The following is a 25,388-nucleotide window of genomic DNA, read 5'->3' as shown; positions in this document are numbered from 1 at the left end:
GAATCAGTCCTTGTTCAACGCAGCGACCTTCGGTGCTGCGCCGACATTTGCTAACTGTTTGCTTGGATCGAGGCTGCGGCTATCCATGGCGACCTTGGTCGGCGCGACTTCCACGCCCGGACGCACATGCTGCAAACCGTTCACCACGACCACGTCGTTGGCGGTCAGGCCGTCGTCGATCACGCGCAGGCCGTCGAGCAACGGACCGGTGGTGACGCGGCGGTATTCGACCTTCTTGTCCTTGCCCAGCACGTAGACGAACTTGTTACCCAGATCGGTCGCCACGGCGCGGTCGTCGATCAGCGCACGCTCGTGCGCACTGCCGCTACGCAACTGCAGGCGAACGAACAGACCCGGCGTGTAACGCGTGTCGTTGTTGTCGAACACTGCACGCAAACGGATCGTGCCTGAGCCTGCGCGCAGTTCGTTGTCGACAAAGTCGATGCGGCCCGCATGCGGGAAACTGCTTTCGTTCGCCAACGCCATCGTCACCTGCGGCGCGACGCCTTTCTCGCGACGGATCTGGTCGAGCTTGAGGTAGCTGTTCTCGTCCACGTCGAAGTAGGCATAGATCGGGTTGACGCTCACCACGCGGGTCAGCACGTCGGTGCTGGTTACCAGATTGCCGGCGGTGATCAGGGCATTACTGACGCGGCCGTCGATCGGCGCGCGCACCTGGGTGAAATCCAGGTTGAGCTTGGCCGCGGCGAGTGCAGCGGTGGTGGCTGCCACTTGCGAGCGGGCACTCTGCGCGGCGGTCGACAGGCGGTCGGCTTCTTCCTTGGCCACGGCATGCTGGTCGAGCAGGCGCTGGCCGCGGTCCGCATTGGCCTGGGCCAATACCTGTTCGGCACGGGCCTGGGCGAGGTTGGCGTTCAAGCGGTCGACTTCGGCCTGGTAGGGGCGTGGGTCGATCTGGAACAACAACTGGCCCTTCTTGACCGAGGCGCCTTCGGTGAAATGGATCGAATCCACGTAACCGCTGACCCGGGGGCGCAGTTCGATCGTGTCGATCGCCTGCAGGCGGCCGGTGAATTCACCCGAGTCGTCTACGTTGCGGACCAGCACCTGGGCCACGGTGACGGGCGGCGGCCCACCGGCGGCGGCTTGCGCATGCGGGTTGTCGTGCCCATTTAAGAGGGCATAGCTGCCAATGACCGCCACGGCGGCAACACTGGCCAAGATCCAACGCTTCTTCATCGTGCGCTCCAGGTAATTATTAGACCGGCGAGTACATCGCCGTGAGGCGCGGAAGAATAGGCGCACTGAGCGGTACAGAAAATCCGTTTCTTGTGCAAAGCAATAGTGACTGACAGTCACGAATAGGGTAAAAAGACTGGCTATGGAAGACTTTTCCGCAATCTCCGCCTTCGTTCGCGTGGTTGAGGCCAAGAGCTTCGCCGCCGCCGCCGTCCAGCTGGGTATGACGCCTTCGGGTGTCAGCCGGGCTGTCTCACGCCTGGAAGAGCGCCTCGGCGCCCGGCTGCTTTTTCGGTCGACCCGTGCCTTGCGGTTGACCGACGATGGCGCCGCGTTCCATGCACGTTGTAAGGAGATCCTCGCCGATCTGGCCGAGGCGACCGAGGCGTTGAACTACAACAACCGTAAGCCGACTGGCCGTTTGCGGGTCGGTTTGTCGCTGGCGGTGGGGCGGGCGGCGATCATTCCGCGTCTGCGTGAATTCGAGGAGCGCTATCCCGATATCCGTCTTGAGCTATCGATGACCGATAACCCGGCCGACCTGATCCAGGAAGGCATCGATTGCGCGATTCGGGTCGGCCAGCTGGAGGATTCCAGCCTGATTGCCCGCAAGATCGGCTATCTGCGCAACGTCGTCGTCGCTTCGCCGGATTACCTGGAGAAGTTTGGCGCCCCGCATAGCATCGACGACCTCAAAAATCATCGCGCGATCAACTACATCTATCCCAACGGCCGCCCGCGCCAGTGGCAGTTCGACACGCCCAGCGGGCAGGTCGAGGTGGATATCGATGCGCACATGCTTATTAATGATGGCGAATCGGTGATCCAGGCCGTCGCCGCCGGCCTGGGCATTACCCAGACCCCGCACATGCTGGCCTGCTGTTACCTCGATCGCGGCATGCTCGAGCTGGTCATGACCGACACCATGTCCACCGGCAAGCCGGTCTGGATCGTCTACCCGCAGAAGAAACATCTGTCGGCGCGCGTGCAGGCGTTTATCGAATGGGTACGCGAATTGTTCGATCGCACCAACGAGCCGGGCTTCATGAAGCGCCCGGCGGCGATGACGATGGAAAAGATCGAAGAGCAGCGGTTGAGCGCCTGAGGGGCGCGGATTTCCTCAGCTCGCTTCGCCCGGTGCCTCGTCAGGAGTCGCCGGGCGGCCAAGTATCCAATGCGCGATATGGCGCGGCCTGCAGATAAAGAACAAGGCGATGGCGATCCGCAATAAATCCAGCGCGATCGTAATTTTGTCCTTGCCGTCCAGTGTCGCCAGGGCGGACTCGTCCGCATAAGAAGCGCGTGCCACCGCGGTCAGCCAGAACTCGACAAACGGCAACACGGCGTTCTTGAGCCACCACAGTCCCATGAGTACGCAGCCCACGACGACCAGGTCGGCCATGGAAAGGCGCGTCGCGCTGTGTTGCTTGGCCAGGTCGAACGTCAACAAACCTGCGATCGGACGGCTCAGTATCCAAAGAATGATGCCGATGCTGACCGCTACCCCGATGATCGATAGACTGACCAAGGACGACTGATTGAAGTTTCCGCCTAGCTGTCGAAGGCTCTCGATCGTGCCAAAAAGCTGAAAGGCACTCACGCAAAACCAGATAGCGAAAAGGCGTAGCGCCAACGTCGTGATGTACCTCGCGTCCATTCTTGTCTCCCCTGTTCAGCGGTCATCATAAGCGTCAGGGTGTGGTGCTTCCAGTGGACGATGCGTCGCGACGGAGGTTTTTGGCCATCGACCCCGGCCTTCATAATTCTTCATTTCCCCATCAGGCACTTCATTGAACGTCCTGCTGTGCTGGCGCCACCCCGACTGGAGCCTGCACATGCCATCGAAGCGCCTGTTCGCCACGCTGTTCACCCTTGCCGCCATGCCGCTTTGCGCCGCGGACTACCATCCCCCCGCGGCCGTCAATGACGGCTGGTCCTCCACCGATGCCCGCGCCGCCCATTGGGACATCAGCCGTTTTGCCGCCCTGGAATCGAAGCTCGCCGATGGCAGCTTCAAGGGCATCACCAGTGTGGTCGTAGTCAGCGACAACAAGTTGGTCTATGAGGGCTACTTCAACGGCAGCAACGCCGACCAGCTCAACGACATCCGCTCGGCCAGCAAGAGCATCACCGCGTGGCTGGTGGGTGCTGCGATCGAGCGGAAGCTGATTCCCGATGTCCAGGCCAAGGTCTACGGCTACTTTCCGGACAAGCAGCCCTGGCAGCATCCCGATCCACGCAAGCAGGCGATCACGCTGGAAGACCTGCTCACCATGAGCTCGCTATGGGAGTGCGACGACGAAAACCAGTTTTCGTCCGGCAACGAAGAGCGCATGTACGTGACCGAGGATTGGCTGCAATTCGCGCTCGACCTTCCCATCAAAGGCTTTGCGCCATGGATGACCAAGCCGGCGGACAGTCCGCATGGCCGGTCCTTCTCTTACTGCACGGCGGGTGCCTTTGTCGCCGGCGCGGTAGTGGAGCGCGTGACGCACAAGCCGCTATCGGCGTTCGCCGCCGAGGTGCTGGAAAAGCCGCTGGGCATTACGAGCGTTCATTGGAATGTCTCGCCCCTGGGCGTTGGCATGGGCGGCGGCGGTACTCGCTACCGAAGCCGCGACCTGGCCAAGCTCGGCGAGTTGGCTCTGGACGAAGGGCGTTGGAAAGGGCAGCAGGTGATCTCGTCCGCATGGGTGCATCAGATGCTGAGCGTGCATGCGCAAGCGCGCGACGATGCTGACTATGGTTATCTGTGGTGGTGCTTCCGCTTCAAGGTAAACGGCAAGGAGCAACCGGTATGGGCGATGTCCGGCAACGGCGGCAATTACGTGTTTGTGATGCCGTCGCAACGGCTCGTCACGGTGGTGACCAGCACGGCGTACAACCAGCGCTATGCACATCCGCAGTCGCAGGAGATTTTTCGCGATTATGTGTTGAAGGCGTTGCCTGGTGCGACTGACTGAGGAGATCCGGATCGCCCGCCTAGTTTTTGCGGGAGCGACTTCAGTCGCGACTCACGGTTACGTCACGACCTGTCGCGACTGAAGTCGCTCCTACAAAGATCTCACCATTGCGCCTCCTATCCGTCATTCCGGCCTTCGCCGGGATGACGACAGACATTGAGGTTCCTTCAGTTGCTCGACTCGCAACCCACGAGACCATCAATAAACTCCGCAACAAGCCCGGCCGCTTTTCCGGGCGCAGCCTGCAACAGAAAATGCGGCGCATCCATATCGACCACACGCGCCTCCGGCTTGATCCTCTTTATAAGCTCCGCAGCACCAGCAGGCACGACATGGTCATGCGTGGCACGCAAATACAAAACAGGCACATCGATCTTCGCAAGTTCACGTGTCACATCCACCGACACCACTGCTCGAAGCCGAGCGCGCAAGGCATCCGGAGTAACCTTGCTTAGCGCTTCGAGAAATGCGCGACGCAAGCGTGAGGTGGAATAGCTGCCAAGCAGAGCGATGCTTGCGCAACGTGCAGCGATAGCGCCCGTTGGCAATGCGCCGATAAGAAAATGCAACGCTCCAAGCCGAGGGCGCGGATTACGCGCAAACGTACAGCTGAGGATCAGTCCTTTGAGTCCGGGCGGATGAGAGGCGGCGATGGACATGGCCACCGGGCCGGAAAACGATTCACCGAGCAGGACAAATGGCCCATCAGGAGGAAGCGACATCCTCATCGCCGCCTCAAGTCCGGTATAGCCCAAGGCTCCGGACCTGGGGTAGTCGACAACCTTGATCGGATATCGTTGCCCCATCGCATCGAGAAATGGCTTGAAGAGCTCACCGGTTCCATCCATCCCGGGAAGCAGCACCAAGGTCATCGATGTGCTCACCGGAGAACTAATCGCCCAATCCTCGACCGATAAACCGACCTAACGGATTTGATGCAGCCGTGACTATGATTCCCACAGCGATATAGCCCATGTTGCCGATGAGAGTATGCGTGGGATAGTGCTGGACCTCGATGCCGATCAAAGCCTCGGCGCCGTATACGGACCAGACAAAACCTAAAAATATAGTCCAGCAGACGCCGACAAGGCGCAGAATGAAAACCGCTGTCTTCTGATAGGCGTTCAAGTGTTTTCCTTCCCCTTGCATGGATTCCTGCGATGGCTCATCGGCCGGTCGATGAAGTAGGCAAGTCTATGGCTCCTCGAACCACATCTACAAACGGGAGCGTCAGCAGCTTGTTACCTGTCCGGCGAAGATTATGCTGATGCGACCGTGTTCGCTTTTGGTCTGCAACCAGTTGCTCATGTCGTAACCGCCTTGGCATGGCCCCGGAACCTTGCCCTGATAGTCGAATTGCCGCCACTTGCCTTGTCGATGAGAGGGTGCGCCAAGGGCGCGCTCTACATCTCGATCTGTTGTTCCAATCCATATCGGAGCATTCAACGAAATCGGCTGTAGCTTTGCCGGCAGGGAGGGGCAGTCATCGGTGGGCTTTGCATTCGCCATGCGTTCCGCCGCAATCAGGGTAACAGCGTGCTCGGGGCCTCCCATCTCGCCATTCGAGGCAATCCAGATTCGATAACCGACATCTGCGGCAGTGTGGCTGTAGCAGAGCCAGTAAATGCTCTCACTCGCATCGCCTTGGTGATCAATGGTGCCGATCGATGCGGCATTACGCACATCTGCGAGTGTTGTTTTTTCGAATTCGACGGAAAGCTTGCCGAGTGCGATTCCCCTGGTCGGCGGTGACTTCATGGAGGCGGCCCAATGGGCATCCTGAAATGGAAGATGGGGTGGCGGTGTACTTGCCAGCACCGTTCCCGTCACGCTCCAAATCGCAACCGCGATCAGCAAGCTGGTTATGGGGCGGCAAACGTTCCGCGTCGAACGAATAGATTTCGTTTGTCCTTCCATAGTCGGCTACCTAAGGTTGATGGCTTCCCAGCTCCGACGGCCGCCAATCCGCCGCAAGCACCTGCGTATGCTGCGTGGCGATGCGCCGGCTGATGGCATCGATGGCTGCGGCGTATGCCGGTTCACCGGTCATCGGCTGAAACAAGGGCGATGTCTGCAAATAGGCGCGATCGACGTAGCCGGTCTGCACGGCGGCGGACAAAGTTTCCATCGCCTCTTTGTGCTGACCGCGCGCCCACTCCAACAACACCAGCTCCAGCCGATCGGACGGATAGCCAACGCCCGCCGGTTGCGAGCGCATCGCCGCGATGCGCTCGTCCAGCCACGCCGTTGAAGGCGGCTGTTCGGCATAAAGTGCAGCCAATGTCGTGGGGAGGCTCATCTGCGGACGCAGTTGCACCGCCTTGGCGAAAGCAGCTTCAGCCCCGCTGCGGTCACCGCGCAGCAGGGCCAGCTCGCCTGCGAGTTGGTACAGGCCGACGTGTGGCGTGTTGCGTGCCATCGCCTGATCGAGCGCTATGCCGGCGTCGACAAAGCGTCCCTGCAGAAACAAATGCTGTGGCCAGGCGATATTGGAAAACACGCTGTCGGGATTGAGTTCGAAGCTGCGGCGAAAGCGCTTTTCGGCTGCGTCGTGAAAACCAAGAAGGTCCAATTCACGCGCGATCTGTACATCGCGAAAGCGCACCTTTGCACCATCGCCATGCATGTCCAGGTTGGCATGCAAGGCGTCTACCAGGCGTCCTTGTTCCTGATAGAGGTAGGCAACGGACGCCCGCGTAGCATCGTCATCCGGATTGAGTACCAGGGCATGCTCATAAGCGGCAATCGCCGATGCCATTTCTCCGCGGCAGTCATAGGCATAAGCCAGCACCGACCAGGCTTCTGCCTGTCGCGGATTCGCCTTGGTTACCGCTTCGGCCAGCTGTTGCGCACGCGTGGTCCATTCATAAGGAAAGTTATAGAGACAAACGCGTGCGCTATAGGCGCGGCTGAGACCGATCTGCGCCGCCGTGTCCGTCGGTCTCAGTGCCAATGCCTGGGTGTACAGCACGATGGCGCGTTCGTTGTTGTCACGCTGGCCGATGCCGGCGTAGTAGGCCGCGCGTTGCAATAGTTCTTGCGCCGCTGTGGCGGGCTTGGGCGGCGGTGCCGGGCGAAGTATCAGTCCGAGCACGCCCAGCACAGCAATGGCCACGATGGTCACTGCGATCGCGATCAGGGCACGCCGCCGTCGTGTCGGCGAAACCGATGGTGCGGGTTCGCTATCGACCAGCGGTTGCTCGCACAACTGGTAACCCTGGCCGCGTACCGAGCGGAGGTATCGTGGCTGTCGGCCATCGTCGCCCAGTGATTGGCGCAATAGCTTGACCCGTTGCGTCACCGTTTCCTCGCCCACCACAGCCGGCGACCAGACGCCTTCGATCAGGGCATCGAAGGAGACGACATCGGTGCCGCGTGTCAGCAGGAAGGCGAGCAACCGAAAGCTCAAGCCTTGAACGTCAAGCGTATCGCCACCGCGTTCCACGCGCTGCCGTGCGAGGTCGATGGAAAGATCGAGCAGTCGGTAGCGTTGCGGGGCTTGCATGGGCGGCCATCCGGGCGACATCGCTATGGTATGCGCTCCGATGGTGGCGTGGGTGGCTGCCCTGGCGTTATTGCTTTGTCTCAGGGAGCACGCGGCTGCACATCGTCGATCGTGGCCAGCGCATCGATAAAGCGCCAGTGAAACGAGCCGGGACCTTCCGCATCACGTGCGGCGCGTTCGCCAGCCTGTTTGAACAGCGCTAGTGTCGTCGCTGCCGCTTCGAACGGTTGTCCGGGCAACACGGCCAGCATCGCACCCATCACGCAGGTCTGCGTGCAGCCCATGGCGGTCACGCGCGGCATCCAGGGCGAGCCGCCGGCAAAGCGCAGGCTGCGTTCGCCATCGGTAAGAAAGTCGACCTCGCCGGTGACGGCGACGACGGTGCCTTGCTCGCGCGCAAAACGCATGGCGCCAGCTTCGGCCGCTTCCACCGCGTCGCGGCTGTCCACGCCCTGCGCGCGACTGGCGCTGCCACTCAAGGCGAGCATCTCGGAGGCATTGCTGCGTATCACGGCCGGACGATGTTCAAGCAGGCGCATGAGGGCCTGGCGTCGGAACGCCGTGGCCTGATGCGCCACCGGATCGAGCACCCATGGCTTGCCGGCCTGTCGCGCGGACGCTGCCGCGGCCAGCATGCCGGCCAGCCAGTCCGACGAGAGCGTGCCGATGTTCACGGTCAACGCGTCGGCGAAGGCGGCAAATTCACCGGCTTCTTCTTCGGCATGCACCATCGCCGGCGAGGCGCCGATCGCCAGCATCGCGTTGGCAGCCATGTTCATCGCCACGAAGTTGGTGATGCACTGCACGAGCGGCGCGCGCTCGCGCACCGTGCGCAGCGCGGTGGCCATGGTTGCCAGGGGATAGGACATGTCGCTCATGGAATGGCTCAGGCGCCGCGCATGAACAGCAGCAATGCCAGGCCCAGCACGATGCGGTACACCGCAAATGCGGTGAAACGATGGCTGCGGATATAGCCGAGCAACCACTTCACCGCGATAAAGGCGACGATGGCCGAGACGATGAAGCCGACGATCAGCGCGGTCCAGTCCTCGTGCGCAACGCCGTCATGCTTGACCACCTTGAGCAGCTCGTAGCCGGTGGCGGCGTACATGGTCGGGATGCCGACCAGGAAGGCGAACTCGGTGGCGGCCGCGCGGTTGCTGGTGCCCACAAGCATGGCAGTGAAGATCGTCGCGCCGGAACGCGAGGTGCCCGGGAATACGCCGGCCACCATCTGCGCCACGCCGACCAGGATCGCAACCGGCCAGGTCACGGCCTTGCGATCGACCTGCCGCGCGGCGATCTGCTCGGCGGCGATCATCCAGAAACCGCCGATCAGCAGCGCCCAGGCAATGGGGGTAATCGTCTCAGGCAGCTTGAAGCCGTAATGGGTCACGATCAGGCCAAGCACAGCGGTGATCGCGAAGGCGACGATCAGCTTCATCAGGTAGTCGCGGTTGTCGCGGTCGCCCAGTTGCGTGAACAGCTGCCAGATGCGCTTCCAGTAGATGAACGTCACGGCGAGGATCGCGCCCGCCTGGATGCCGACATTGAACAGGTCCGAGCGTTCGCCCAGGCCGAGCTTCTCGGCGATCAGCAGGTGGCCCGTGCTGGAAATGGGCAGGAATTCGGTAATGCCCTCGATGATGCCGAGCAGGATGACGTTGATCAGGTCGCTCACTGTGCTGCAACTCCGTTATGCGATAAGACTGGCGGGCTTGCGCCCGACACGAAGCGGCATAGCTTACGTGGTCTATATGGCGCGAGGCTGGCAGAGGAGGGGTGATGATCGGCGACTGTTCATTGCTCCAGTGTGGTGCAATGATCGCTCCAGCCTGGTGCTTATCGATGCTCTAGATAGGCCGTCACCATGCTTTAACTATCTGATTCAAAAGCGCTACACTGCCTGGCACAGCTGTTGCTAAAACGTTGCATCTTTTCCCGCTTATCAGCCCCCGAGGTCCGTCCATGTCCGCTCAGAAAGTGCTCGACCTGATCCAGGAACACGAGGTCGAGTTCGTCGACCTGCGTTTTGCCGACATGCTCGGCAAGCACCATCACGTCAGCTTCCCGGCCCACGCCATCGACGAGTCGACGTTCGAAGACGGCAAGATGTTCGACGGTTCGTCGATCTCGGGCTGGAAGGGCATCAACGAGTCGGACATGGTCCTGCTGCCCGACCCGGATACCGCCTACCTCGATCCGTTCAGCGCGCACACCCAGCTGGTCCTGCATTGCGACGTGCTCGAGCCGAGCACCATGCAGGCCTACGGCCGCGACCCGCGCTCGATCGCCAAGCGCGCCGAAGCCTATATGAAGTCCACCGGCATCGCCGACACCGCCTTCTTCGGCCCGGAGCCCGAGTTCTTCATCTTCGACTCGGTGCGCTGGCAGAACGACATGGGCCGCGTGTTCTATGAAATTGGCTCCGAAGAAGCCGCCTGGTCGTCGCGCTACAAGTACGACAACAACAACACCGGTCACCGTCCGGGTGTTAAGGGCGGCTACTTCCCGGTCAGTCCGGTCGACTCGCTGGGCGACCTGCGCGCTGACATGTGCAAGGTGCTCGAGTCGCTGGGCCAGGTGGTGGAAGTGCATCACCACGAAGTGGCCAATGCCGGCCAGTGCGAAATCGGCGTGCGCTTCAACACGCTGGTGCAGAAGGCCGACGAACTGATGACGATGAAGTACGTCATCAAGAACGTCGCCCACCAGAACGGCAAGACCGTCACCTTCATGCCCAAGCCGATCGTCGGCGACAACGGCAGCGGCATGCACGTGCACCAGTCGCTGTCCAAGGACGGCACCAACCTGTTCGCGGGCGACCTGTACGGCGGCCTGTCGCAGACGGCGCTGTGGTACATCGGCGGCATCTTCAAGCATGCCAAGGCGATCAACGCGTTCGCCAACTCCACCACCAACAGCTACAAGCGCCTGGTGCCGGGCTTCGAAGCGCCGGTGATGCTCGCCTACTCGGCACGCAACCGCTCGGCCAGCTGCCGCATTCCGTTCGTGTCGAGCCCGAAGGGCCGCCGCATCGAAGTGCGCTTCCCCGATCCGATGCAGTCGGGCTACCTGACCTTCACCGCGCTGATGATGGCCGGCCTCGATGGCATCATCAACAAGATCGACCCGGGTGCGCCGGCCGACAAGGATCTCTACGATCTGCCGCCCGAAGAAGAGAAGAACATCCCGCAGGTCTGCTCCAGCCTCGACGCTGCGCTTGAAGCGTTGGACAAGGACCGCGACTTCCTCAAGGCCGGCGGCGTATTCACCGACGACTTCATCGACGCGTACATCGCGCTGAAGATGCAGGAAGTGACCCGCTACCGCGCCAGCACGCATCCGCTGGAATTCCAGATGTATTACGCGATCTGATCGTTCGCAAGCTTGACGCAAGGACGGGCGCTTCGGCGCCCGTTCTCGTTTTTTACCGCCCGTTTGGTAGCCGTGTGCGGGCGGGCATTGCAACTTGCGCCGACAGCAGATGAAATGAACCCATCGGGCTTATCGGCCGCCGTCCTTATCGACAGATTCAAGATGACGCGCTCAGAAAACTATGCTTCTTCCGCCCATTTCCTGGGTGTCGTCGCCAGCTCCGTAGCTCAGGCCAGATCGTTGGAAGAACTGGTGCGGCCGTTGCTGGAATTGTTGCAGACCGTCACGGGACTCGAGTCGACGTATCTGACCACGATCGATGAAACCAGCGGCGTGCAGCACATTCTCTTCGCGCGCAATACGCATCGCCTCGAGATTCCCGAAGGCTTGTCGGTGCCTTGGGAGGCAACGTTGTGCAAGCGCGCATTGGAAGAAGGGCGCCCTTATACCGATGACGTAGCCAACTGCTGGCCGGATTCCGGTCCGGCGCGTGAGCTGGGCATCGCCACGTATGCGAGCACACCGGTACGAACTGACGATGGCATGCTCTACGGTACGTTGTGCGCCGCCAGTGACGAACGCAAGCCGCTCGCCGATGGCGCAGAACAGGTGCTCATCATGTTCTCGCGCCTCATCAGTCAACAGATCGAGCGCGAACGCCTCGTGCAAACGTTGCAGAACGCCAACGATACGCTTGCGGTCAGCGCGTTGACCGATGCCACGACGCATTTGCCCAACCGTCGCGCGTTGATGAACGAAATGAATCGCCGGCTGGATACGACTCGCGCGAACGGCCAAGCTCTGCTTATCGCTTTTATCGACCTCGATCACTTCAAGGCGATCAACGACCAGTACGGACACGACGTGGGCGATCGTTTCCTCGCCGCCATCGCCGGTCGTTTGCAGGGCGCGCTGCGCGAGGGGGATTTCGCCTGCCGCCTGGGCGGCGATGAATTTGTGGTACTGGCCAGCCCGCGTCGCGAGGATGCGCAGAACATGGCCAGGCTGTTGCGCGACCGACTGCAGCAGGCCACCACCGGCCATTTCGGTCTGGATGGGCGTGGGATCGACTATGCCGGGCCGAGCATCGGCGTCGTTGTCGCCGAACAGGACGATGTCGATCCTGACCTGCTGCTCTCTCAGGCCGACGCGGCGATGTACGCCGCCAAGCGGGCGCGCAAGGAAGCCATGCGCCAGCATTGACGCGCATTTTGATTTCAACTGAGTAGCTGTCCTAGCGACGTCCCGCCGTCAAAGGCGTCGCATCCAGATCCTGAAGCAGCTTGCCGAACTCCATCGCGGCGGCGGTCTTGCCGCCGGCACTCCATAGCAAAGTGAAGTCGGCATCCGACAGCGGTGGCAGGCCGTAGCTGCCGTCGACGATACGCATGCCTGGTTCCACGTCATCGCGCGTCATGATGGTGATGGCTAGTCCGGAGAGCACCGCCGCGCGAATGCCTTGCTGGCTTTGCGATGTGAAAACGACATGCCATTCGACGGCCTTGCCATCCAGCGCGGCCAACCCAACCTGCCGGTTGATGCACGGTGCCGGGAAGAAGGCGAACGGTAGCGATGTGCGGGGCGGGACATCGAACGAATCGGCGGCCACCCAGACAAACTGGGTTCGCCGCAGCGCAGTTCCTTCGTCGCTGTCCGGTGGTGTCATCACCACAGCAAGATCGAGTTCGCCCGCCTTGATCATCGGCAACAAGTCCAGATTCATGCCGACGCTGACATCGAGCCGCACGGACGGAAACGCGCGGCTGAATTTGCAAAGCAACGTGGGCAGGCGGTCGCCCATGAAGTTCTCGAGCACGCCGAAACGCACCACGCCGGAGATGGGCGACGGCCGGAACCGCTGCGCCATGCTGTCGAACGTATGCAGGATGCTTTGCGCATAGCGCAGGAAATCTTCGCCGTCCTCGCTCAGCGTCAGTGCGCGCGTCGTGCGAAACAGCAACTGCCGCCCGACCTGTTCTTCCAGCTTGCGGATCTGGTGGCTCACGGCCGACTGCGTCAGGTTGAGTCGCTGTGCCGCACGGGTAAAGCCACCGGTTTCCTTGACGGCGACGAAGGCGCGCAAGAGGGCGGGATCGAAGTCCATGGCGGGCTATAAATGATGGGCGCTAATGAATAGCACAAAATTAAATCATTTCCATCATGCTTCGGGCGCGCCGACAATCGCCTTCCCCGTCCCTCCGGTGAAGCCCATGGCCCGTAGAAACGCCGTCGCTCTGGTAGCCATCTGCCTGGCTGCGCTCATGTTCGGCCTGGAGATCTCCAGTGTTCCGGTGATCCTGCCGCACGTGGAAAACGTGCTGCACACCGATTTCAGCAGCGCGCAGTGGATCATGAACGCGTACACCATCGCCTGCACCACGGTGCTGATGGCCGCGGGCACCCTGGCCGACCGCTATGGCCGCAAGCGCCTGCTGCTTATCAGCGTGCTGTTGTTTGGGGTGACGTCGTGGATCTGCGGTCTGGCACCGAATGCATCCGTGCTGATCGTCAGCCGGTTTCTACAGGGCATGAGCGGTGGCGCGATGGTGATCTGCCAGATCGCCGCCTTGTCGCATCAGTTCCAGGAAGGTCCGTCGCGCAGCAAGGCGTTTGGCGCCTGGGGCATCATTTTCGGTGTCGGGCTGGGTTTCGGTCCGATCATCGGTGGCGCCATCGTCGCTTTGTCGAACTGGACCTGGGTATTCCTGATCCAGGTGCCGCTGGCGGCGATAACCTCGCTGCTGATTGTCGGCAGCGTGGACGAGTCGAGCGATCCGCAGGCCAAGGCGTTGGATCTGCCCGGCATTGTCACGCTGTCGCTGGCGGTATTCGGTCTGACGTTCTTTATCACCCAGGGACCCAGCCTGGGTTTCGCCAGCAGTATCGCTATCGTAAGCATCGTCGTTGCCGTCTTGAGCTTTCTTGCGTTTCTCTACGCGGAAAAGCGTAACGCGCATCCGATGTTCGACTTCTCGGTGTTTCGGATCCGCGCATTCTCCGGTGCGCTCTACGGCTCCATGGGCATGAACTTCAGCTTCTGGCCGTTCATGATCTACCTGCCGATCTACTTTCAAAGCGCTCTGGGCTACGGCGCTATTGCCGCTGGCACATCGCTCCTGGCGTACACGCTGCCGACATTGGTGATTCCGCCGTTAGCCGAGCGCCTTGCGCTGCGTTATCAACCACGCATCGTTATTCCAGCGGGGCTTTTCATGATCGGTCTCGGATTCATGCTGATGAAGTTGGGTAGCAGCGTGGATCACGCCAGTTGGTTGAGCATGCTGCCGGGTTGCGTGCTGGCGGGCGCCGGTCTTGGTCTGACCAACACGCCGGTGACCAACACGACCACGGCCGCCGTACCGACAGCGCGGGCAGGCATGGCGTCAGGCATCGATATGAGCGCGCGGTTGATCACCTTGGCGATCAATATCGCGCTGATGGGTTTCCTGCTGCTGGAGGGGATTCTCTTCTACTTGAGGGGAGCGGTGGACACCTCTGTCGACACATCGCAATGGCATGACGTGGCCGCGAAGATCGCTGCAGGCAATCTGCTGCCGGGCGTTGACGATATCTCCAGCGAGATCGCGCACGCGGCACTGGTACACGGCTTTGGCTGGGTGATGCTTTATGGCGGATGGGGCGCGTGGCTGTTGGCCGCCGCAAGCTTTGTCACTTTCGGTCAGACGAAAGAACCGGCACACGTATCGATCGCTTGCACATCAGAGCCGGGCTGATACTCGTTACATCGCCCCGTGCGCGGTGGAAAGCTCGAACATCGCCGCGGAAAGAATCTCCTTCGACAAGGCCGGATCGTCGACCGCACGCGAAAGCACCAGCGCCCCCATCATCTGCGAGAAAGACGCCAGCGCCTTGCGCCTGCGCACGGCGCGGGTGCGTCCGGGTAGCAGGGCGGTGAGTTTGTCGACGAGCGATTCCACGCCGTGTTCGAAGGTCTTGCGTATGCTGCCGTTCTGGCGCGCAGCATCCGCACCGAGCGCGGCAATGCTGCAGCCTTTGCCGCTGGCATCGCGATGGGCTTCAGACAAGTACATCTGCAGCAACCTTGTCAGCGCGGCATGGGCGTTATCACCGTCGCCGATGGTGTGGTCCCAATAGCCGGCACCACGCGCCAGCGCCTTTTGGCTGGCCTGATCGATCAGGTCGTCTTTCGATTCGAAGTGACGATAAAAACCGCCATGCGTCATACCGGCGGCTTTCATGATGTCGGCAATACCGATGCCGTCGAAGCCCTTCTCGCGAAACAAGGTGCCGGCCACATCGAGAATGCGCTCGCGATTCTCGGCGAACTGTTCGCGGCTGACTTTCATGGCGGACTCCGGGCAGGCATGTATCGACAGATTATATGACGGGTATCATCATTAAAAAGTCGATGCCGTTCTTGCCTGCCGCTAAGCCTCGCCTCGTTCCCGCATGACCTTGCCGAAATGCAGCGCAGCGTAACAACCCAGGATAAGGCCGCCGACTAGCATTACGAGGAAGTCCGCGTTCCAGCCGTAACTGATCGAAGCCTGTTGCAGCAAGGCCAGGCCAGCGACCAGGTTGAATGCGCCCCATAGAAAATTGACGAGGGGGCTGGAAAAGCCCACGCCATGCGGTTTGGCAAATGGCGAAGGAAAGCCTTTGCCCTGCAGGCCTGCAACCAGATGCGGCAGGCTGTTGCACAGGAAAGCGCCGGCGAAGAACGAAGCAACGATGTGCATGGTGTGCACCGATTCGAAGATCAGGACAGGCGGCCAATGGCCGCCGAAGGAAGTCAGGCGTAATATGCGAGGGTACACTCGCAAAACGGATTGTTGAGGATGCCCTCGCAAAAGTCAAATGCCCCGGCGGCCGAGGCCGCTCGCCCCGCCAAGCGCGAACGTGGCCGTCTGCGCGTCGCAGCCATCCTGGAGGCGGGAGCACAGGTGTTCGCCGAAAAGGGCTATGAGGCGGCAACGATGACCGAGATCGCCGCCCGGGCGGAGACTGCTATTGGTTCGCTGTATCGCTTCTTTCCGTCCAAGGAATCGCTGGCCGATGCCTTGCTGGAGAGCTACGCCGACCTTGCCGTGGCCAGCCTGACGACCATGCAGTCACAAGCCGCGACATGGACATCGCGACAGCTGGCCGATGCGCTGGTCGACTTTGTTCTCGCATTGCAGAACAAACGCCAGTTCGTGCTCGCCTTGCTCGATGCACGCGCGGGTGATCGACGCCTGTTGTTTCGCGCATCGATGCGTGCGGGTATTGCGGCGATCCTTCGATCAGCGATGCCGAACCTGACCAGTGCGAAGGCTGAGACGATGGCGCCCGTGCTTATCGAGGTGCTGAAATCCGTTGCCGCCTTGTCGAGTACGGAGCGGAAATCATCGCAGCGTTGGCTCGGCGAGCTACGCGACCTGGTAAAGGCATATCTGGACCAGGCGACGGTGGAGAGGTAGTTCAACGCATGTGATGGGCGGCTCAAAGCATCGACGCAGCGTCGACGATAAAGTGCGCGAGAATGTTTACCCATAGATTGCGCCGCCACAGGTAGAGCAGGGTGAGCGCGATACCGCCGATGCCAGCTATGGCCAGGTGCTCCCAGCCCCAGGTAGGCACATGGTCGAACATGAATATCGCGCATGAAACGCTGGCGGCGATCTTGCGACTGCCGGTCAGTTCGCGCAGGCGCTCCATCGCGTAGCCGCGAAACAGCACTTCTTCCGACACCGCCGCACGTACCGTGGAAATCAACCGCCACCAGAGCGGCGTGGCGGCGAGCTGGTTCATGCCTTGCGACAGATCCCAGTGCAGCAACGGGAAGATCAGGTAATACACGCACGCCAATACGGCGAGTATGGCGATGCCGGCGCCGATGCCGATCGCGACATCGCGAGCTCCGGGGCGCCGAAAGCCGATCGAGGAGAGTGGCCGGCGTTCCACGCGGACGACGTAAACCAGCATGCCGGCGATGTAGATCCACCAGATGGCTTCGTTGGCGATCAGGTGGCGCACATTGGCGAATTCGTCGATCCACAGCGAGAACGGCAGGCTGACGATGCCTAGCGCAAGCAGCAGGCCAAGCCCTATCTGCCAGCGCGAGCGTGTTGGCAGCGTAGCCGGCAAGGTGGTGGTGGTCATGCATAGTTCCTCAGGCTGTGTCAGCCGTGCTGTAGGCCTTGTTGGCGATACGCAGAAATTCGCGTAATGCCTTGGTGGCGCGTGTGCGATCGCCGGTTTGCAGCACCTCCAGAAACAGGCCGTCGAACACGGCGCCGCACAAGGTCGCCAGCGCCGCGCGATGTGGCGTGGACGGGAGCGTGCGCTCGATATGCTTCTGCCAATCGAGCGCATTGCGCTGCAGGTACTGCGCATACGTCGCCGGATTCTGGATGGCCAGAATCTGCAGCTCGTAGAGCAGCTTCAGATAAGGGAAGTTGCGCTCGTGCAGTGCCCATTGCCAGACCCGCTCCAACAAAGGTGTATCGCCACGCGCCGGCTGTTCGGCCAGTGCGGCGAGCGAATCGTGCAGATGCCGTTGCATGGCGTCGAGCACTTCGGTCAACAGCCCTTCCTTGGAGTCGAAGTGGTAGATAAGCAGCCGCGCGCTGGTTCCGACGTCTTCGGCCAACGGCCGCAACGACAGTTCCGACAGCCCGTTCTGCAGCAAATGGGCTATGACGGCGTAGAGAAGTTCCTGCTTTTTATCGCGCATGAAACGATCGTTACATGTAACGATCGTTTCAGTCAAGCGTCTCTTTTCGCTCACCTGTGAACCCCTCCCTACTCGTCATCCCGGCGCAGGCCGGGACCCAGTGGCTTCGGTTTCCGGTGTCCGCGAGCGAGCCGATGCTTGTTGGCTCTCGCGATAATCGAGCACAAAGCTACTGGGTCCCGGCCTGCGCCGGGATGACGAGTAGGAGAAGCCGAGGTTGATGGAATGGCCTCAGGCCACCGGTAATATCAAGACACGAAGGAGCTCCCGTCATGTATTACCTCGACAACCTCATCCTCAACACCGACAGCTACAAGGCCAGCCACTGGCTGCAATACCCGCCTGGCACCGAAAAGACCTTCTTCTATGTCGAATCGCGCGGTGGCCAGTACGACAGCACGGTGTTCTTCGGTTTGCAGGCGATCCTCAAGGAATACCTGAGCCGCACGGTGACTCACGACGATGTCGACGAAGCTTGCGATTTCTTTGCTGCCCATGGCGAGCCATTCAACGAGTCCGGCTGGCGCCGTATCGTCGATGTCCATGGCGGCAAGCTGCCCTTGCGTATTCGCGCGGTACCCGAGGGCAGCGTGGTGCCGACGCATCAGGCGCTGGTGACGATCGAGTCGACCGACAACGAAGCGTTCTGGCTGCCTAGCTATCTGGAAACGCTGTTGCTGCGTCTGTGGTATCCGGTGACCGTGGCAACCGTGAGCTGGCAGGTGAAGCAGATCATCAAGGGTTTCCTCGACCGGACCAGCGATGAGCCGGAAGCACAGTTGCCCTTCAAACTGCACGATTTCGGTGCGCGCGGTGTCTCCAGCCTGGAGTCGGCAGCGCTCGGTGGCATGGCACACCTGGTGAACTTTAAGGGCACGGATACCGTGTCTGGCGTGCTGGCTGCGCGACGCTACTATCACGAGGACATGGCCGGCTATTCGATTCCTGCAGCCGAACACAGCACGATCACCAGTTGGGGACGCGAGAACGAGGTCGAGGCGTATCGCAACATGCTTGCGCAGTTCGCCAAGCCACGCAGCCTGGTCGCGGTGGTCTCAGACAGCTACGACATCTATCGCGCCATCAGCGAACACTGGGGTAAGACCTTGCGCGACGAGGTGATCGCGTCGGGCGCCACGCTGGTCGTGCGCCCGGATTCGGGCGAGCCGGTCGAGGTGGTGCACAAGTGCATGACCCTGCTGGACGAAGCCTTCGGCAGTACGGTCAACGCCAGGGGCTACAAACTGCTCAAACATGTGCGTCTGATCCAGGGTGACGGCGTCAATCCGGCCAGCATCCGAGCGATCCTCGAGCGCATCACGGAGGCCGGCTACGCTGCCGACAACATTGCCTTTGGCATGGGCGGTGCGCTGCTGCAGCATATGAATCGCGACACGCAGAAATTCGCGCTGAAGTGTTCGGCCGCCCGCATCGACGGTCAGTGGGTCGACGTGTTCAAGGCGCCGGTCACCGATAGCGGCAAGACATCGCAGCGCGGCCGCCTTACCTTGCTGCGTCATCGCAAACACGGCACATACAAGACCGTAGCTGTTCCCGCGAATGTCGATGAGATCGAGGAGCTGCCCTTGCCGGCGGATTGGGAACATGCCCTGGAAACCGTCTGGGAAAACGGCGAGCTGGTGCGCGATTGGTATTTCTCGGAAGTACGTACACGCAGCCAGCTGAGCAACCTGTCCTAATGGCTGTATTCGTGAACCTCTTCACATGTGAAGGCGAGCTCGTCCACATTTCGCGCACATCCGAACCCCCACGCTGAGCTGCATATAGGCGTCTTCACATGGGGCGGCATCCAGTTTGCGCCGCCCACGTCTGCTCCGCCCATGCGTGAAGGGGTTTCCCATTGGCATAAAGCTTGCGTTCTGCCTGTTCCACACACATCACCTCCCGCGGTCTTTCGGCGGGAAAGCGATCTGGAAGGGGCATGCAGACGGTTAACTGGAAACGCGCGCGGATAGCACTGGCCATCGTGCTGACGCTATACGGCATAAGTGACGCAGTTGGGGCCCAGGCGGGGGCCGACCGCGACAGCATGCTTGTGCGTGCGCGAGCCGAACGCGAAGCCGGTCATCGGTTGGAGGCACTGTCGATTTGCCAGGACATCCTCGCGCGCTGGCCGAACGACCGTGACGCGCGCGAGCTGAATGTGCGTCTGTTGTCGGATATCGGTGCATCCATGCGCGCCCGCGAGCTGGCGACCCAGCTTGACCCGCCTCTGACTCCCCGCGACCGGGCCGACCTCCAGGCCGATGCCGCCTCACGTGAAATCCGTTGGGCGAGCGGTGAGCCGGCCGATCCGGGCCAGCCCTATGCCGAAGCCGATCAGGCAGTGACCGAGGTGCGCGAGTTGGCTGACGATCCGGCGCAACCGGAAGAGGTACGCCATCGCGCGCGCCTGGACTTGCTGGTCGCACTCGATCAAGCCGGTCGGCCGGATGAAGCCCTGGCCGTCTATGCACCCATGAAGCAGGCCCATCTGGCGCTGCCCGCCTATGTCGAGCGCGCCGTCGCCGACGCCATGTTGCAGAAACATCGTCCGCGCGAAGCCGCCGCCCTCTATGAGGACAGCATTCGTCAGGATCCGGGCCCGTACGACAGTGGGGAAACCGATCCGCGCATTGGCCTGATGTACGCCTATCTCGATGAAGGCGAAACCAGGAAAGCGTATGCCGTTATCGACAAACTGGCCGCGGACGAGCCGCAATGGTTGCACGTTGCCGGCATCCGCACGGGAATCCAGAACCCGCGCAAGGTCGATGCCGATCTGAACGCCGCGACCTTGCGCGAGTACGTCGGCATACCCGGTGAAGCCTACGATCGGCTGAGTGTGCTCAGTGCCGAGGCGCCGGCCAATGCGCAGCTGCGCCGCGAGTTGGGTCTGGCCGAGCTGGCGCGTGGCTGGCCGCGTCGGGCCGAGCAAACCCTGGCAATCGCCGGCACGCTGGACGAACGCGATGTCGGTGCGGACCTGGGCGAAGCCGAGGCACACCGCGCCTTGAACGAATACGGCGACGTCGACGCGGATATCGCCCAGGCTCAGGCGCAGGCCGGCCGCAGTGGCCGTGTCATCAATGCGGCCGAGGCATGGGAGCGCCAGCGCGGCTGGCAGTTCGATATTTCGCACGACCAGGGCCGCGGCAGCTCGCCGGATTTTGGCGACCACGATCAGGAAACTCTGGCCACGCTGGCCAGCCCGTTGATCGACGATCACTGGCGGGTACTCGCCTTGGCGCGCATCGATTCGGCGGCGTTGCCCGAAGGCGATGTGCGCCGCGATCGGCTCGGCATCGGCCTGCGTGGTTACGCACGTGGGCTGGAGGTCTATGTACAGGCGCTGCCCTCAGTCGACAACTATGTCGGTCGCACCGCACTGGAAGCCGGCGCCAATTGGGCGATCAGCGATCATTGGTCGGTCGCCGCCGACTGGAGCAGCGCCGGTGCCGATGTGCCGCTGCGTGCGCAGTACTACGGCATCACCGGCAAGACGCTCAATACCTCGTTGCAATGGCGACGCGATGAACTGACCTCGGCCAAGCTCACGCTGTATCGCGGCCGCTTCACCGACGACAACTTGCGCAAGGGTTGGGACTTCACCTTCCTGCAACGTCTGTACACCGCGCCTAACCTTACTTTCGACGGGGGTGTGGAAGTCGGCGGTTCGCGCAATAGCGAAACCGATCGGCCGTATTTCAATCCGCCCAGCGATCGCTCCTATGCGTTGACTGGTCGTTTCGAGAACCTGTTCAGTCAGTACTACGCACGCACCTGGACGCAACGTTTCGATGTTTCGGTGGGCCGCTACAACGAACGTGGCTACGCGTCGGACTGGATGTTCAGCGCGCGCTACGGTCAGTACTTTCAGCCACGGCTCGGCCTGCGTTTTGGCTGGGGGCTCGCCTGGCACAACCAACCGTACGATGGACGGCGCGAATCACGTGTCGTGCTCGACCTGTCGATGCATTGGGGGGAATGACCGATGCGTCGCCTGCTGCTCACCTTCGTATTGTCGCTGATCGCTTCGGTAGCAATGGCTGCGGCGCCCACGCCGGCTCGCCCGACGCCGGCTCGTCCGACGCTGATCGTGCTTGCCTATCACGATATTCGCGACGACGTCGGTACGCTGACCGATCGCGATCCCGACGCCACCAGCACCGATCATCTGATTTCGCACTTCGACTGGCTCAGGGCCAACGGCTATCACGTCGTCAGCCTGCAGGATGTGCTGAATGCCGAGCAGGGCGTGCGCCCGCTGCCCAAGGATGCGGTGCTGCTGACCTTCGACGATGGCCTGGAAAGTTTCTACACCCGCGTCTATCCGCTGCTGCGTGCCTATGACTATCCGGCCGTGGCGGCGCTGGTCGGCTCGTGGATCGATCTGCCGGCCGGCAAGAAGATGGCCTATAACAGCGGCGACTGCACCCGCGAGTGTTTCCTTACCTGGGATCAGGTACGGCAGATGCAGCAGTCGGGGCTGGTCGAATACGCCTCGCACACCTGGGGCTTGCACGAAGGTATCCAGGGCAACCCGCAAGGCAACTCGATGCCGGCCGCGGTCACGCTGCGCAACGATCCCAAGGCAGGCTACGAAAGCGAAGCGGCTTATACCGCCCGCATCCGCGCCGACCTGCGCCACAGCGCCGATGAGATCGCTGAACACACCGGCACGCGTCCACGCGCGATCGTGTGGCCCTATGGCGCTTACACACGCGTCGCTACCAAGGTGGCCGCGGAAGAAGGCATGCCGGTATCGATGAGCCTGGGCGACACACTGCCGACCTTGCAGGCCGGCCGTACCATTCCGCGCCTATTGGTCAGCGGCAACATCACCGCCAATCGTCTGGGCTGGTTGCTGCGTCATCAGTCGCGTATCGATCCGGTGCGAGCGGTGCAGGTCGATCTCGACTATGTCTACGACCCTGATCCGGCACAGCAGGAACGCAATCTTTCCGCGCTGCTCGATCGCATCAAGCGCCTGCATCCCAGCCAGGTGTGGCTGCAAGCGTATGCCGATCCGACCGGCAGCGGCGTGGCCGAGTCGGTGTACTTTCCCAATCGCCACCTGCCGATGCGCGCCGATCTTTTCTCGCGCGTGGCGTGGCAGCTACGTACCCGTGCCGGGGTACGTGTCTACGCATGGTTGCCGGTAATGGCATTTCGCTTTCCGGATGCCAAGGACCTGCCCGCGCTTGGTAGTGCCGGTGGCGATGTATTCCGGCTGGCACCGTGGGATCCACGCGTGCAGCAGATGATCGGCGATGTCTACGAAGACCTCGCCCAGCATGCCGACGAAGCGGGCCTGTTGTTCTCGGACGACGCGATCCTGCGCGACAGCGACAACCTTGGCCCTTGGGCGAACAAGTCACCCGCCGAGAAAACCGCGGCGCTGGTGGATTTCACGCACGCGCTGACCGAACGCGTGAAGCGCTGGCGGCCGCAGGTGCGCACGGTGCGCAATATCTTTGCGCGCCCCATTCTCGATCCGCGCGGCGAAGCGTGGTTCGCGCAAAGCCTGCCGGCGTTCCTCTCCGGCTATGACATGACCGCGGTGATGGCGATGCCGCAGCTGGACAAACAACCCGATACGGATAGCTGGTATCGCGCATTGATTGCGCGTGTGGCGGCCACGCCGGACGCGCTGGAACACACCTTGTTCGAGCTGGCTAGTTACGACTGGCAGACCCGGCAACCGGTGCCCGATCAGATGCTGATCGATCGCACCCGGTTGCTGCAGGCAGCCGGCGCGCGCCATATCGGCTACTACCCGGACGACTTCATCAAGGATCATCCCAAGCGTGAAGCGATTCGCCCGTCGATATCGATCTCCGACTATCCGTACCCGGAGAAATGACCATGAACGGAAGCATCCAGCACGCTCTGCTTGAATTCGCCTTCTTCTATCCGTTGATCATGTCGCTGATCTGGATGAGCGGTGGCGTGATTTATTTCCTGCGCTGGGAACGCAAGGAGCCTTTGCGTATCAAGCCGCCGGCGATGGGTTCCTATCCCATGGTGTCGCTGATCGTGCCTTGCCATAACGAGGGCGAACAGGTGCGCGAGACGATTGCGCATCTGGCCGGGCAGATCTATCCCAACTTCGAGATCATCGCGGTCAACGACGGTTCCACCGACGATACCGGCGAACAGCTCGATCAGTTGATGGATGAGTACCCAAAGCTGCGCGTGCTTCACCTGGCCAGCAACCAGGGCAAGGCGATGGGGCTGCGCGCGGCGGCGCTCGCATCGAACGCGGATTTCCTGGTATGCGTCGATGGCGACGCCTTGCTCGACAGCTATGCCACCCAGTGGCTGGTGATGCATATGCTGGAAAGCCCGCGCGTGGCGGCGGTCACCGGCAACCCGCGCATTCGCAACCGCTCCACCTTGCTCGGCAAGCTACAGGTTGGCGAGTTCTCTTCCATCATCGGCTTGATCAAGCGCGCACAACGCGTGTACGGACGCATCTTCACCATCTCGGGTGTGATCGCAGGTTTTCGCAAGAGCGCGCTGCACGATATCGGTTACTGGAACACCGATATGGTGACCGAAGATATCGACGTGAGCTGGCGTCTGCAGATGCGCCACTGGGAAATCCGTTACGAACCCAACGCGCTGTGCTGGATCCTGATGCCGGAGACGCTGCGTGGTCTGTGGAAGCAGCGCCTGCGCTGGGCGCAAGGTGGTTCGGAAGTACTGCTGCGTTATGGACCGAGCCTGATGCGCTGGCGCCAGCGGCGCATGTGGCTGGTGGCTACCGAATACCTGATGAGCCTGTTGTGGTCGTACGACATGGCGCTGATCGTCACGCTATGGGTACTAGGTCATTTCGTGTCGCTGCCGCAGGCCTTGCGCGTCGATACCCTGTTGCCCGAATGGCATGGCGTCGTGCTTGGGGTGATCTGTCTGCTGCAGTTCCTGATCAGCCTGTTGGTCGACCGCCGCTACGAAACACGCATCGGCCGCAACTACTACTGGATGATCTGGTACCCGCTGGTCTACTGGATGCTCAACACGGCGACTTCGATCGTGGCGTTGCCCAAGGCCTTGCTCAAGCGCAAGGGCACGCGGGCCGTCTGGGTCAGTCCCGATCGAGGTGTTCGATGAAAGCCGAAGCCATCGTCATTCAACGCCCGGAGCGGCAGCGCCCGGTGCAACGCGTACTGTTCGGTTTCATCACGGTGATTGCCTGGGTGATCTGGGCATCGCTATGGCTGCCGCTGCTGACGGCGCTGGCCTGGGCGATCGGGTTGGGCGACATCTATGTACAGCTCAATCTCGGCCACCCGCTGCAAAGCGGCGGTGACCTGGACATCGTGCTTTATGCGGCCGTGATCTGCGTGGTGATCTTCTGCTCGTGGTCCGCCTATAACCATCTGCGTTTTTCCGGCAAGCAGAAGCGCCGCGGCAATAACCCGGTGAGCACGGCCGAGACGGCCAAAGCGATCGGCGCGTCGCTGGACACGGCGCTGATCATGCAGGCCCAGCGGCGTTCGGTTGTGCAATTCACCGAGAATGGCTTCATGTCGGTGACGAAAGCCCACCTTACTCCAGTGAAGAGTGAGCAAAGCGCACAAGGTTGAAGGCTTGCCTCAGTCAGCTCCCTCTCCCCTGGCTTCGCCGGAGGAGAGGG

The 25,388-nt window shown here is 61.6% G+C and carries 24 protein-coding genes; 11 read left to right on the top strand and 13 right to left on the bottom strand.

Features of this window, described 5'->3' with window-relative positions:
- Positions 1-3: 3 nt before the first annotated feature.
- Positions 4-1,200, bottom strand: coding sequence for an efflux RND transporter periplasmic adaptor subunit (locus ACZ6WW_RS10335; protein WP_465274119.1), 1,197 nt, complete (start codon positions 1,198-1,200; stop codon positions 4-6).
- A 142-nt stretch (positions 1,201-1,342) separates the two neighbouring features.
- Here ACZ6WW_RS10335 and ACZ6WW_RS10330 point away from each other — a divergent pair, with 142 nt between their 5' ends.
- Complete coding sequence (locus ACZ6WW_RS10330; RefSeq protein ID WP_465274118.1) at positions 1,343-2,305, top strand: LysR family transcriptional regulator; 963 nt, start codon at positions 1,343-1,345, stop codon at positions 2,303-2,305.
- Between the two features lie 15 nt (positions 2,306-2,320).
- Here ACZ6WW_RS10330 and ACZ6WW_RS10325 read toward each other — a convergent pair whose 3' ends face one another.
- Positions 2,321-2,857 carry a hypothetical protein gene (locus ACZ6WW_RS10325; RefSeq protein ID WP_281851299.1) on the bottom strand — a complete coding sequence of 179 codons (537 nt, stop codon included), beginning with the start codon at positions 2,855-2,857 and terminating at the stop codon, positions 2,321-2,323.
- Positions 2,858-3,035: 178 nt separating this feature from the next.
- On the opposite strand from ACZ6WW_RS10325, the gene ACZ6WW_RS10320 reads away from it, so the two are divergent.
- Complete coding sequence (locus ACZ6WW_RS10320; RefSeq protein ID WP_465274117.1) at positions 3,036-4,163, top strand: serine hydrolase domain-containing protein; 1,128 nt, start codon at positions 3,036-3,038, stop codon at positions 4,161-4,163.
- Between the two features lie 167 nt (positions 4,164-4,330).
- Here ACZ6WW_RS10320 and ACZ6WW_RS10315 read toward each other — a convergent pair whose 3' ends face one another.
- The 6 genes from ACZ6WW_RS10315 to ACZ6WW_RS10290 all read right to left on the bottom strand — a co-directional run bounded on the left by ACZ6WW_RS10315 (position 4,331) and on the right by ACZ6WW_RS10290 (position 9,349).
- Positions 4,331-5,035 (bottom strand): alpha/beta fold hydrolase, encoded by a 705-nt coding sequence (locus tag ACZ6WW_RS10315; protein ID WP_465274116.1) that lies wholly within the window; start codon positions 5,033-5,035, stop codon positions 4,331-4,333.
- Positions 5,036-5,054: 19 nt separating this feature from the next.
- On the bottom strand, positions 5,055-5,291 hold the full coding sequence (locus ACZ6WW_RS10310) for a hypothetical protein (RefSeq protein ID WP_465274115.1): 237 nt from the start codon (positions 5,289-5,291) through the stop codon (positions 5,055-5,057).
- 102 nt (positions 5,292-5,393) lie between these two features.
- Entirely contained in the window at positions 5,394-6,080 is a 687-nt protein-coding gene (locus ACZ6WW_RS10305) for a hypothetical protein (RefSeq protein ID WP_465274114.1), read from the bottom strand.
- A gap of 10 nt (positions 6,081-6,090) precedes the next feature.
- The gene (locus ACZ6WW_RS10300; RefSeq protein WP_465274113.1) at positions 6,091-7,668 is read right to left on the bottom strand and encodes a winged helix-turn-helix domain-containing protein; all 1,578 of its coding nucleotides are present in this window, start codon (positions 7,666-7,668) and stop codon (positions 6,091-6,093) included.
- A gap of 80 nt (positions 7,669-7,748) precedes the next feature.
- Positions 7,749-8,546: a hydroxyethylthiazole kinase gene (gene thiM / locus ACZ6WW_RS10295; protein WP_465274112.1), complete on the bottom strand. Its 798-nt coding sequence runs from the start codon at positions 8,544-8,546 to the stop codon at positions 7,749-7,751.
- Between the two features lie 8 nt (positions 8,547-8,554).
- Positions 8,555-9,349, bottom strand: coding sequence for an undecaprenyl-diphosphate phosphatase (locus ACZ6WW_RS10290; RefSeq protein ID WP_281851306.1), 795 nt, complete (start codon positions 9,347-9,349; stop codon positions 8,555-8,557).
- Positions 9,350-9,636: 287 nt separating this feature from the next.
- On the opposite strand from ACZ6WW_RS10290, the gene glnA reads away from it, so the two are divergent.
- Entirely contained in the window at positions 9,637-11,046 is a 1,410-nt protein-coding gene (glnA, locus tag ACZ6WW_RS10285) for a type I glutamate--ammonia ligase (protein WP_281851307.1), read from the top strand.
- 162 nt (positions 11,047-11,208) lie between these two features.
- Positions 11,209-12,249: a sensor domain-containing diguanylate cyclase gene (locus ACZ6WW_RS10280; protein ID WP_465274111.1), complete on the top strand. Its 1,041-nt coding sequence runs from the start codon at positions 11,209-11,211 to the stop codon at positions 12,247-12,249.
- 31 nt (positions 12,250-12,280) lie between these two features.
- Here ACZ6WW_RS10280 and ACZ6WW_RS10275 read toward each other — a convergent pair whose 3' ends face one another.
- The gene (locus tag ACZ6WW_RS10275; RefSeq protein WP_465274110.1) at positions 12,281-13,150 is read right to left on the bottom strand and encodes a LysR family transcriptional regulator; all 870 of its coding nucleotides are present in this window, start codon (positions 13,148-13,150) and stop codon (positions 12,281-12,283) included.
- 106 nt (positions 13,151-13,256) lie between these two features.
- Here ACZ6WW_RS10275 and ACZ6WW_RS10270 point away from each other — a divergent pair, with 106 nt between their 5' ends.
- Entirely contained in the window at positions 13,257-14,780 is a 1,524-nt protein-coding gene (locus ACZ6WW_RS10270; RefSeq protein ID WP_465274109.1) for an MFS transporter, read from the top strand.
- Positions 14,781-14,786: 6 nt separating this feature from the next.
- Here ACZ6WW_RS10270 and ACZ6WW_RS10265 read toward each other — a convergent pair whose 3' ends face one another.
- Positions 14,787-15,374 carry a TetR/AcrR family transcriptional regulator gene (locus ACZ6WW_RS10265; protein ID WP_465274108.1) on the bottom strand — a complete coding sequence of 196 codons (588 nt, stop codon included), beginning with the start codon at positions 15,372-15,374 and terminating at the stop codon, positions 14,787-14,789.
- 81 nt (positions 15,375-15,455) lie between these two features.
- Positions 15,456-15,767 carry a hypothetical protein gene (locus ACZ6WW_RS10260; RefSeq protein WP_465274107.1) on the bottom strand — a complete coding sequence of 104 codons (312 nt, stop codon included), beginning with the start codon at positions 15,765-15,767 and terminating at the stop codon, positions 15,456-15,458.
- Between the two features lie 99 nt (positions 15,768-15,866).
- Between ACZ6WW_RS10260 and ACZ6WW_RS10255 the strand changes: the two genes are divergently transcribed.
- A complete protein-coding gene (locus ACZ6WW_RS10255) occupies positions 15,867-16,487 on the top strand; it encodes a TetR/AcrR family transcriptional regulator (RefSeq protein ID WP_465274106.1) in 621 nt (206 codons plus the stop codon).
- Positions 16,488-16,509: 22 nt separating this feature from the next.
- Here the strand turns inward: ACZ6WW_RS10255 and ACZ6WW_RS10250 are convergent, their stop codons facing one another.
- Entirely contained in the window at positions 16,510-17,169 is a 660-nt protein-coding gene (locus tag ACZ6WW_RS10250) for a lysostaphin resistance A-like protein (RefSeq protein ID WP_465274105.1), read from the bottom strand.
- Positions 17,170-17,179: 10 nt separating this feature from the next.
- Positions 17,180-17,743 carry a TetR family transcriptional regulator gene (locus ACZ6WW_RS10245; protein WP_465274104.1) on the bottom strand — a complete coding sequence of 188 codons (564 nt, stop codon included), beginning with the start codon at positions 17,741-17,743 and terminating at the stop codon, positions 17,180-17,182.
- Positions 17,744-18,015: 272 nt separating this feature from the next.
- Between ACZ6WW_RS10245 and ACZ6WW_RS10240 the strand changes: the two genes are divergently transcribed.
- The 5 genes from ACZ6WW_RS10240 to pgaD all read left to right on the top strand — a co-directional run bounded on the left by ACZ6WW_RS10240 (position 18,016) and on the right by pgaD (position 25,338).
- On the top strand, positions 18,016-19,443 hold the full coding sequence (locus ACZ6WW_RS10240; RefSeq protein ID WP_465274103.1) for a nicotinate phosphoribosyltransferase: 1,428 nt from the start codon (positions 18,016-18,018) through the stop codon (positions 19,441-19,443).
- A 242-nt stretch (positions 19,444-19,685) separates the two neighbouring features.
- On the top strand, positions 19,686-21,734 hold the full coding sequence (pgaA, locus tag ACZ6WW_RS10235) for a poly-beta-1,6 N-acetyl-D-glucosamine export porin PgaA (protein ID WP_465274102.1): 2,049 nt from the start codon (positions 19,686-19,688) through the stop codon (positions 21,732-21,734).
- 3 nt (positions 21,735-21,737) lie between these two features.
- A complete protein-coding gene (gene pgaB, locus ACZ6WW_RS10230; RefSeq protein WP_465274101.1) occupies positions 21,738-23,609 on the top strand; it encodes a poly-beta-1,6-N-acetyl-D-glucosamine N-deacetylase PgaB in 1,872 nt (623 codons plus the stop codon).
- Entirely contained in the window at positions 23,606-24,862 is a 1,257-nt protein-coding gene (gene pgaC / locus ACZ6WW_RS10225; RefSeq protein WP_465274100.1) for a poly-beta-1,6-N-acetyl-D-glucosamine synthase, read from the top strand. Before pgaB ends, pgaC begins: the two co-directional genes overlap by 4 nt.
- Complete coding sequence (gene pgaD, locus ACZ6WW_RS10220) at positions 24,859-25,338, top strand: poly-beta-1,6-N-acetyl-D-glucosamine biosynthesis protein PgaD (protein ID WP_465274099.1); 480 nt, start codon at positions 24,859-24,861, stop codon at positions 25,336-25,338. Before pgaC ends, pgaD begins: the two co-directional genes overlap by 4 nt.
- The last annotated feature ends 50 nt before the right edge of the window (positions 25,339-25,388 follow it).

It is taken from the genome of Dyella sp. NPDC103356, from assembly GCF_055584465.1.
The sequence above is the reverse complement of the archived record's forward strand: the minus strand, read 5'-3'. Positions and strand labels throughout refer to the sequence as shown.

Excerpts from the sequence above, each read along its gene's own strand:
- thiM (WP_465274112.1), bottom strand. The coding sequence starts at position 8,546 with ATGAGCGACATGTCCTATCCCCTGGCAACCATGGCCACCGCGCTGCGC.
- ACZ6WW_RS10280 (WP_465274111.1), top strand. The coding sequence starts at position 11,209 with ATGACGCGCTCAGAAAACTATGCTTCTTCCGCCCATTTCCTGGGTGTC.
- pgaA (WP_465274102.1), top strand. The coding sequence starts at position 19,686 with ATGCAGACGGTTAACTGGAAACGCGCGCGGATAGCACTGGCCATCGTG.
- ACZ6WW_RS10240 (WP_465274103.1), top strand. The coding sequence starts at position 18,016 with ATGTATTACCTCGACAACCTCATCCTCAACACCGACAGCTACAAGGCC.
- pgaB (WP_465274101.1), top strand. The coding sequence starts at position 21,738 with ATGCGTCGCCTGCTGCTCACCTTCGTATTGTCGCTGATCGCTTCGGTA.
- ACZ6WW_RS10250 (WP_465274105.1), bottom strand. The coding sequence starts at position 17,169 with ATGACCACCACCACCTTGCCGGCTACGCTGCCAACACGCTCGCGCTGG.
- pgaD (WP_465274099.1), top strand. The coding sequence starts at position 24,859 with ATGAAAGCCGAAGCCATCGTCATTCAACGCCCGGAGCGGCAGCGCCCG.
- ACZ6WW_RS10255 (WP_465274106.1), top strand. The coding sequence starts at position 15,867 with ATGCCCTCGCAAAAGTCAAATGCCCCGGCGGCCGAGGCCGCTCGCCCC.
- ACZ6WW_RS10305 (WP_465274114.1), bottom strand. The coding sequence starts at position 6,080 with ATGGAAGGACAAACGAAATCTATTCGTTCGACGCGGAACGTTTGCCGC.
- ACZ6WW_RS10245 (WP_465274104.1), bottom strand. The coding sequence starts at position 17,743 with ATGCGCGATAAAAAGCAGGAACTTCTCTACGCCGTCATAGCCCATTTG.
- ACZ6WW_RS10265 (WP_465274108.1), bottom strand. The coding sequence starts at position 15,374 with ATGAAAGTCAGCCGCGAACAGTTCGCCGAGAATCGCGAGCGCATTCTC.
- ACZ6WW_RS10300 (WP_465274113.1), bottom strand. The coding sequence starts at position 7,668 with ATGCAAGCCCCGCAACGCTACCGACTGCTCGATCTTTCCATCGACCTC.
- ACZ6WW_RS10270 (WP_465274109.1), top strand. The coding sequence starts at position 13,257 with ATGGCCCGTAGAAACGCCGTCGCTCTGGTAGCCATCTGCCTGGCTGCG.
- pgaC (WP_465274100.1), top strand. The coding sequence starts at position 23,606 with ATGACCATGAACGGAAGCATCCAGCACGCTCTGCTTGAATTCGCCTTC.
- ACZ6WW_RS10275 (WP_465274110.1), bottom strand. The coding sequence starts at position 13,150 with ATGGACTTCGATCCCGCCCTCTTGCGCGCCTTCGTCGCCGTCAAGGAA.
- ACZ6WW_RS10325 (WP_281851299.1), bottom strand. The coding sequence starts at position 2,857 with ATGGACGCGAGGTACATCACGACGTTGGCGCTACGCCTTTTCGCTATC.
- ACZ6WW_RS10335 (WP_465274119.1), bottom strand. The coding sequence starts at position 1,200 with ATGAAGAAGCGTTGGATCTTGGCCAGTGTTGCCGCCGTGGCGGTCATT.
- ACZ6WW_RS10320 (WP_465274117.1), top strand. The coding sequence starts at position 3,036 with ATGCCATCGAAGCGCCTGTTCGCCACGCTGTTCACCCTTGCCGCCATG.
- ACZ6WW_RS10260 (WP_465274107.1), bottom strand. The coding sequence starts at position 15,767 with ATGCACATCGTTGCTTCGTTCTTCGCCGGCGCTTTCCTGTGCAACAGC.
- ACZ6WW_RS10315 (WP_465274116.1), bottom strand. The coding sequence starts at position 5,035 with ATGACCTTGGTGCTGCTTCCCGGGATGGATGGAACCGGTGAGCTCTTC.
- ACZ6WW_RS10330 (WP_465274118.1), top strand. The coding sequence starts at position 1,343 with ATGGAAGACTTTTCCGCAATCTCCGCCTTCGTTCGCGTGGTTGAGGCC.
- glnA (WP_281851307.1), top strand. The coding sequence starts at position 9,637 with ATGTCCGCTCAGAAAGTGCTCGACCTGATCCAGGAACACGAGGTCGAG.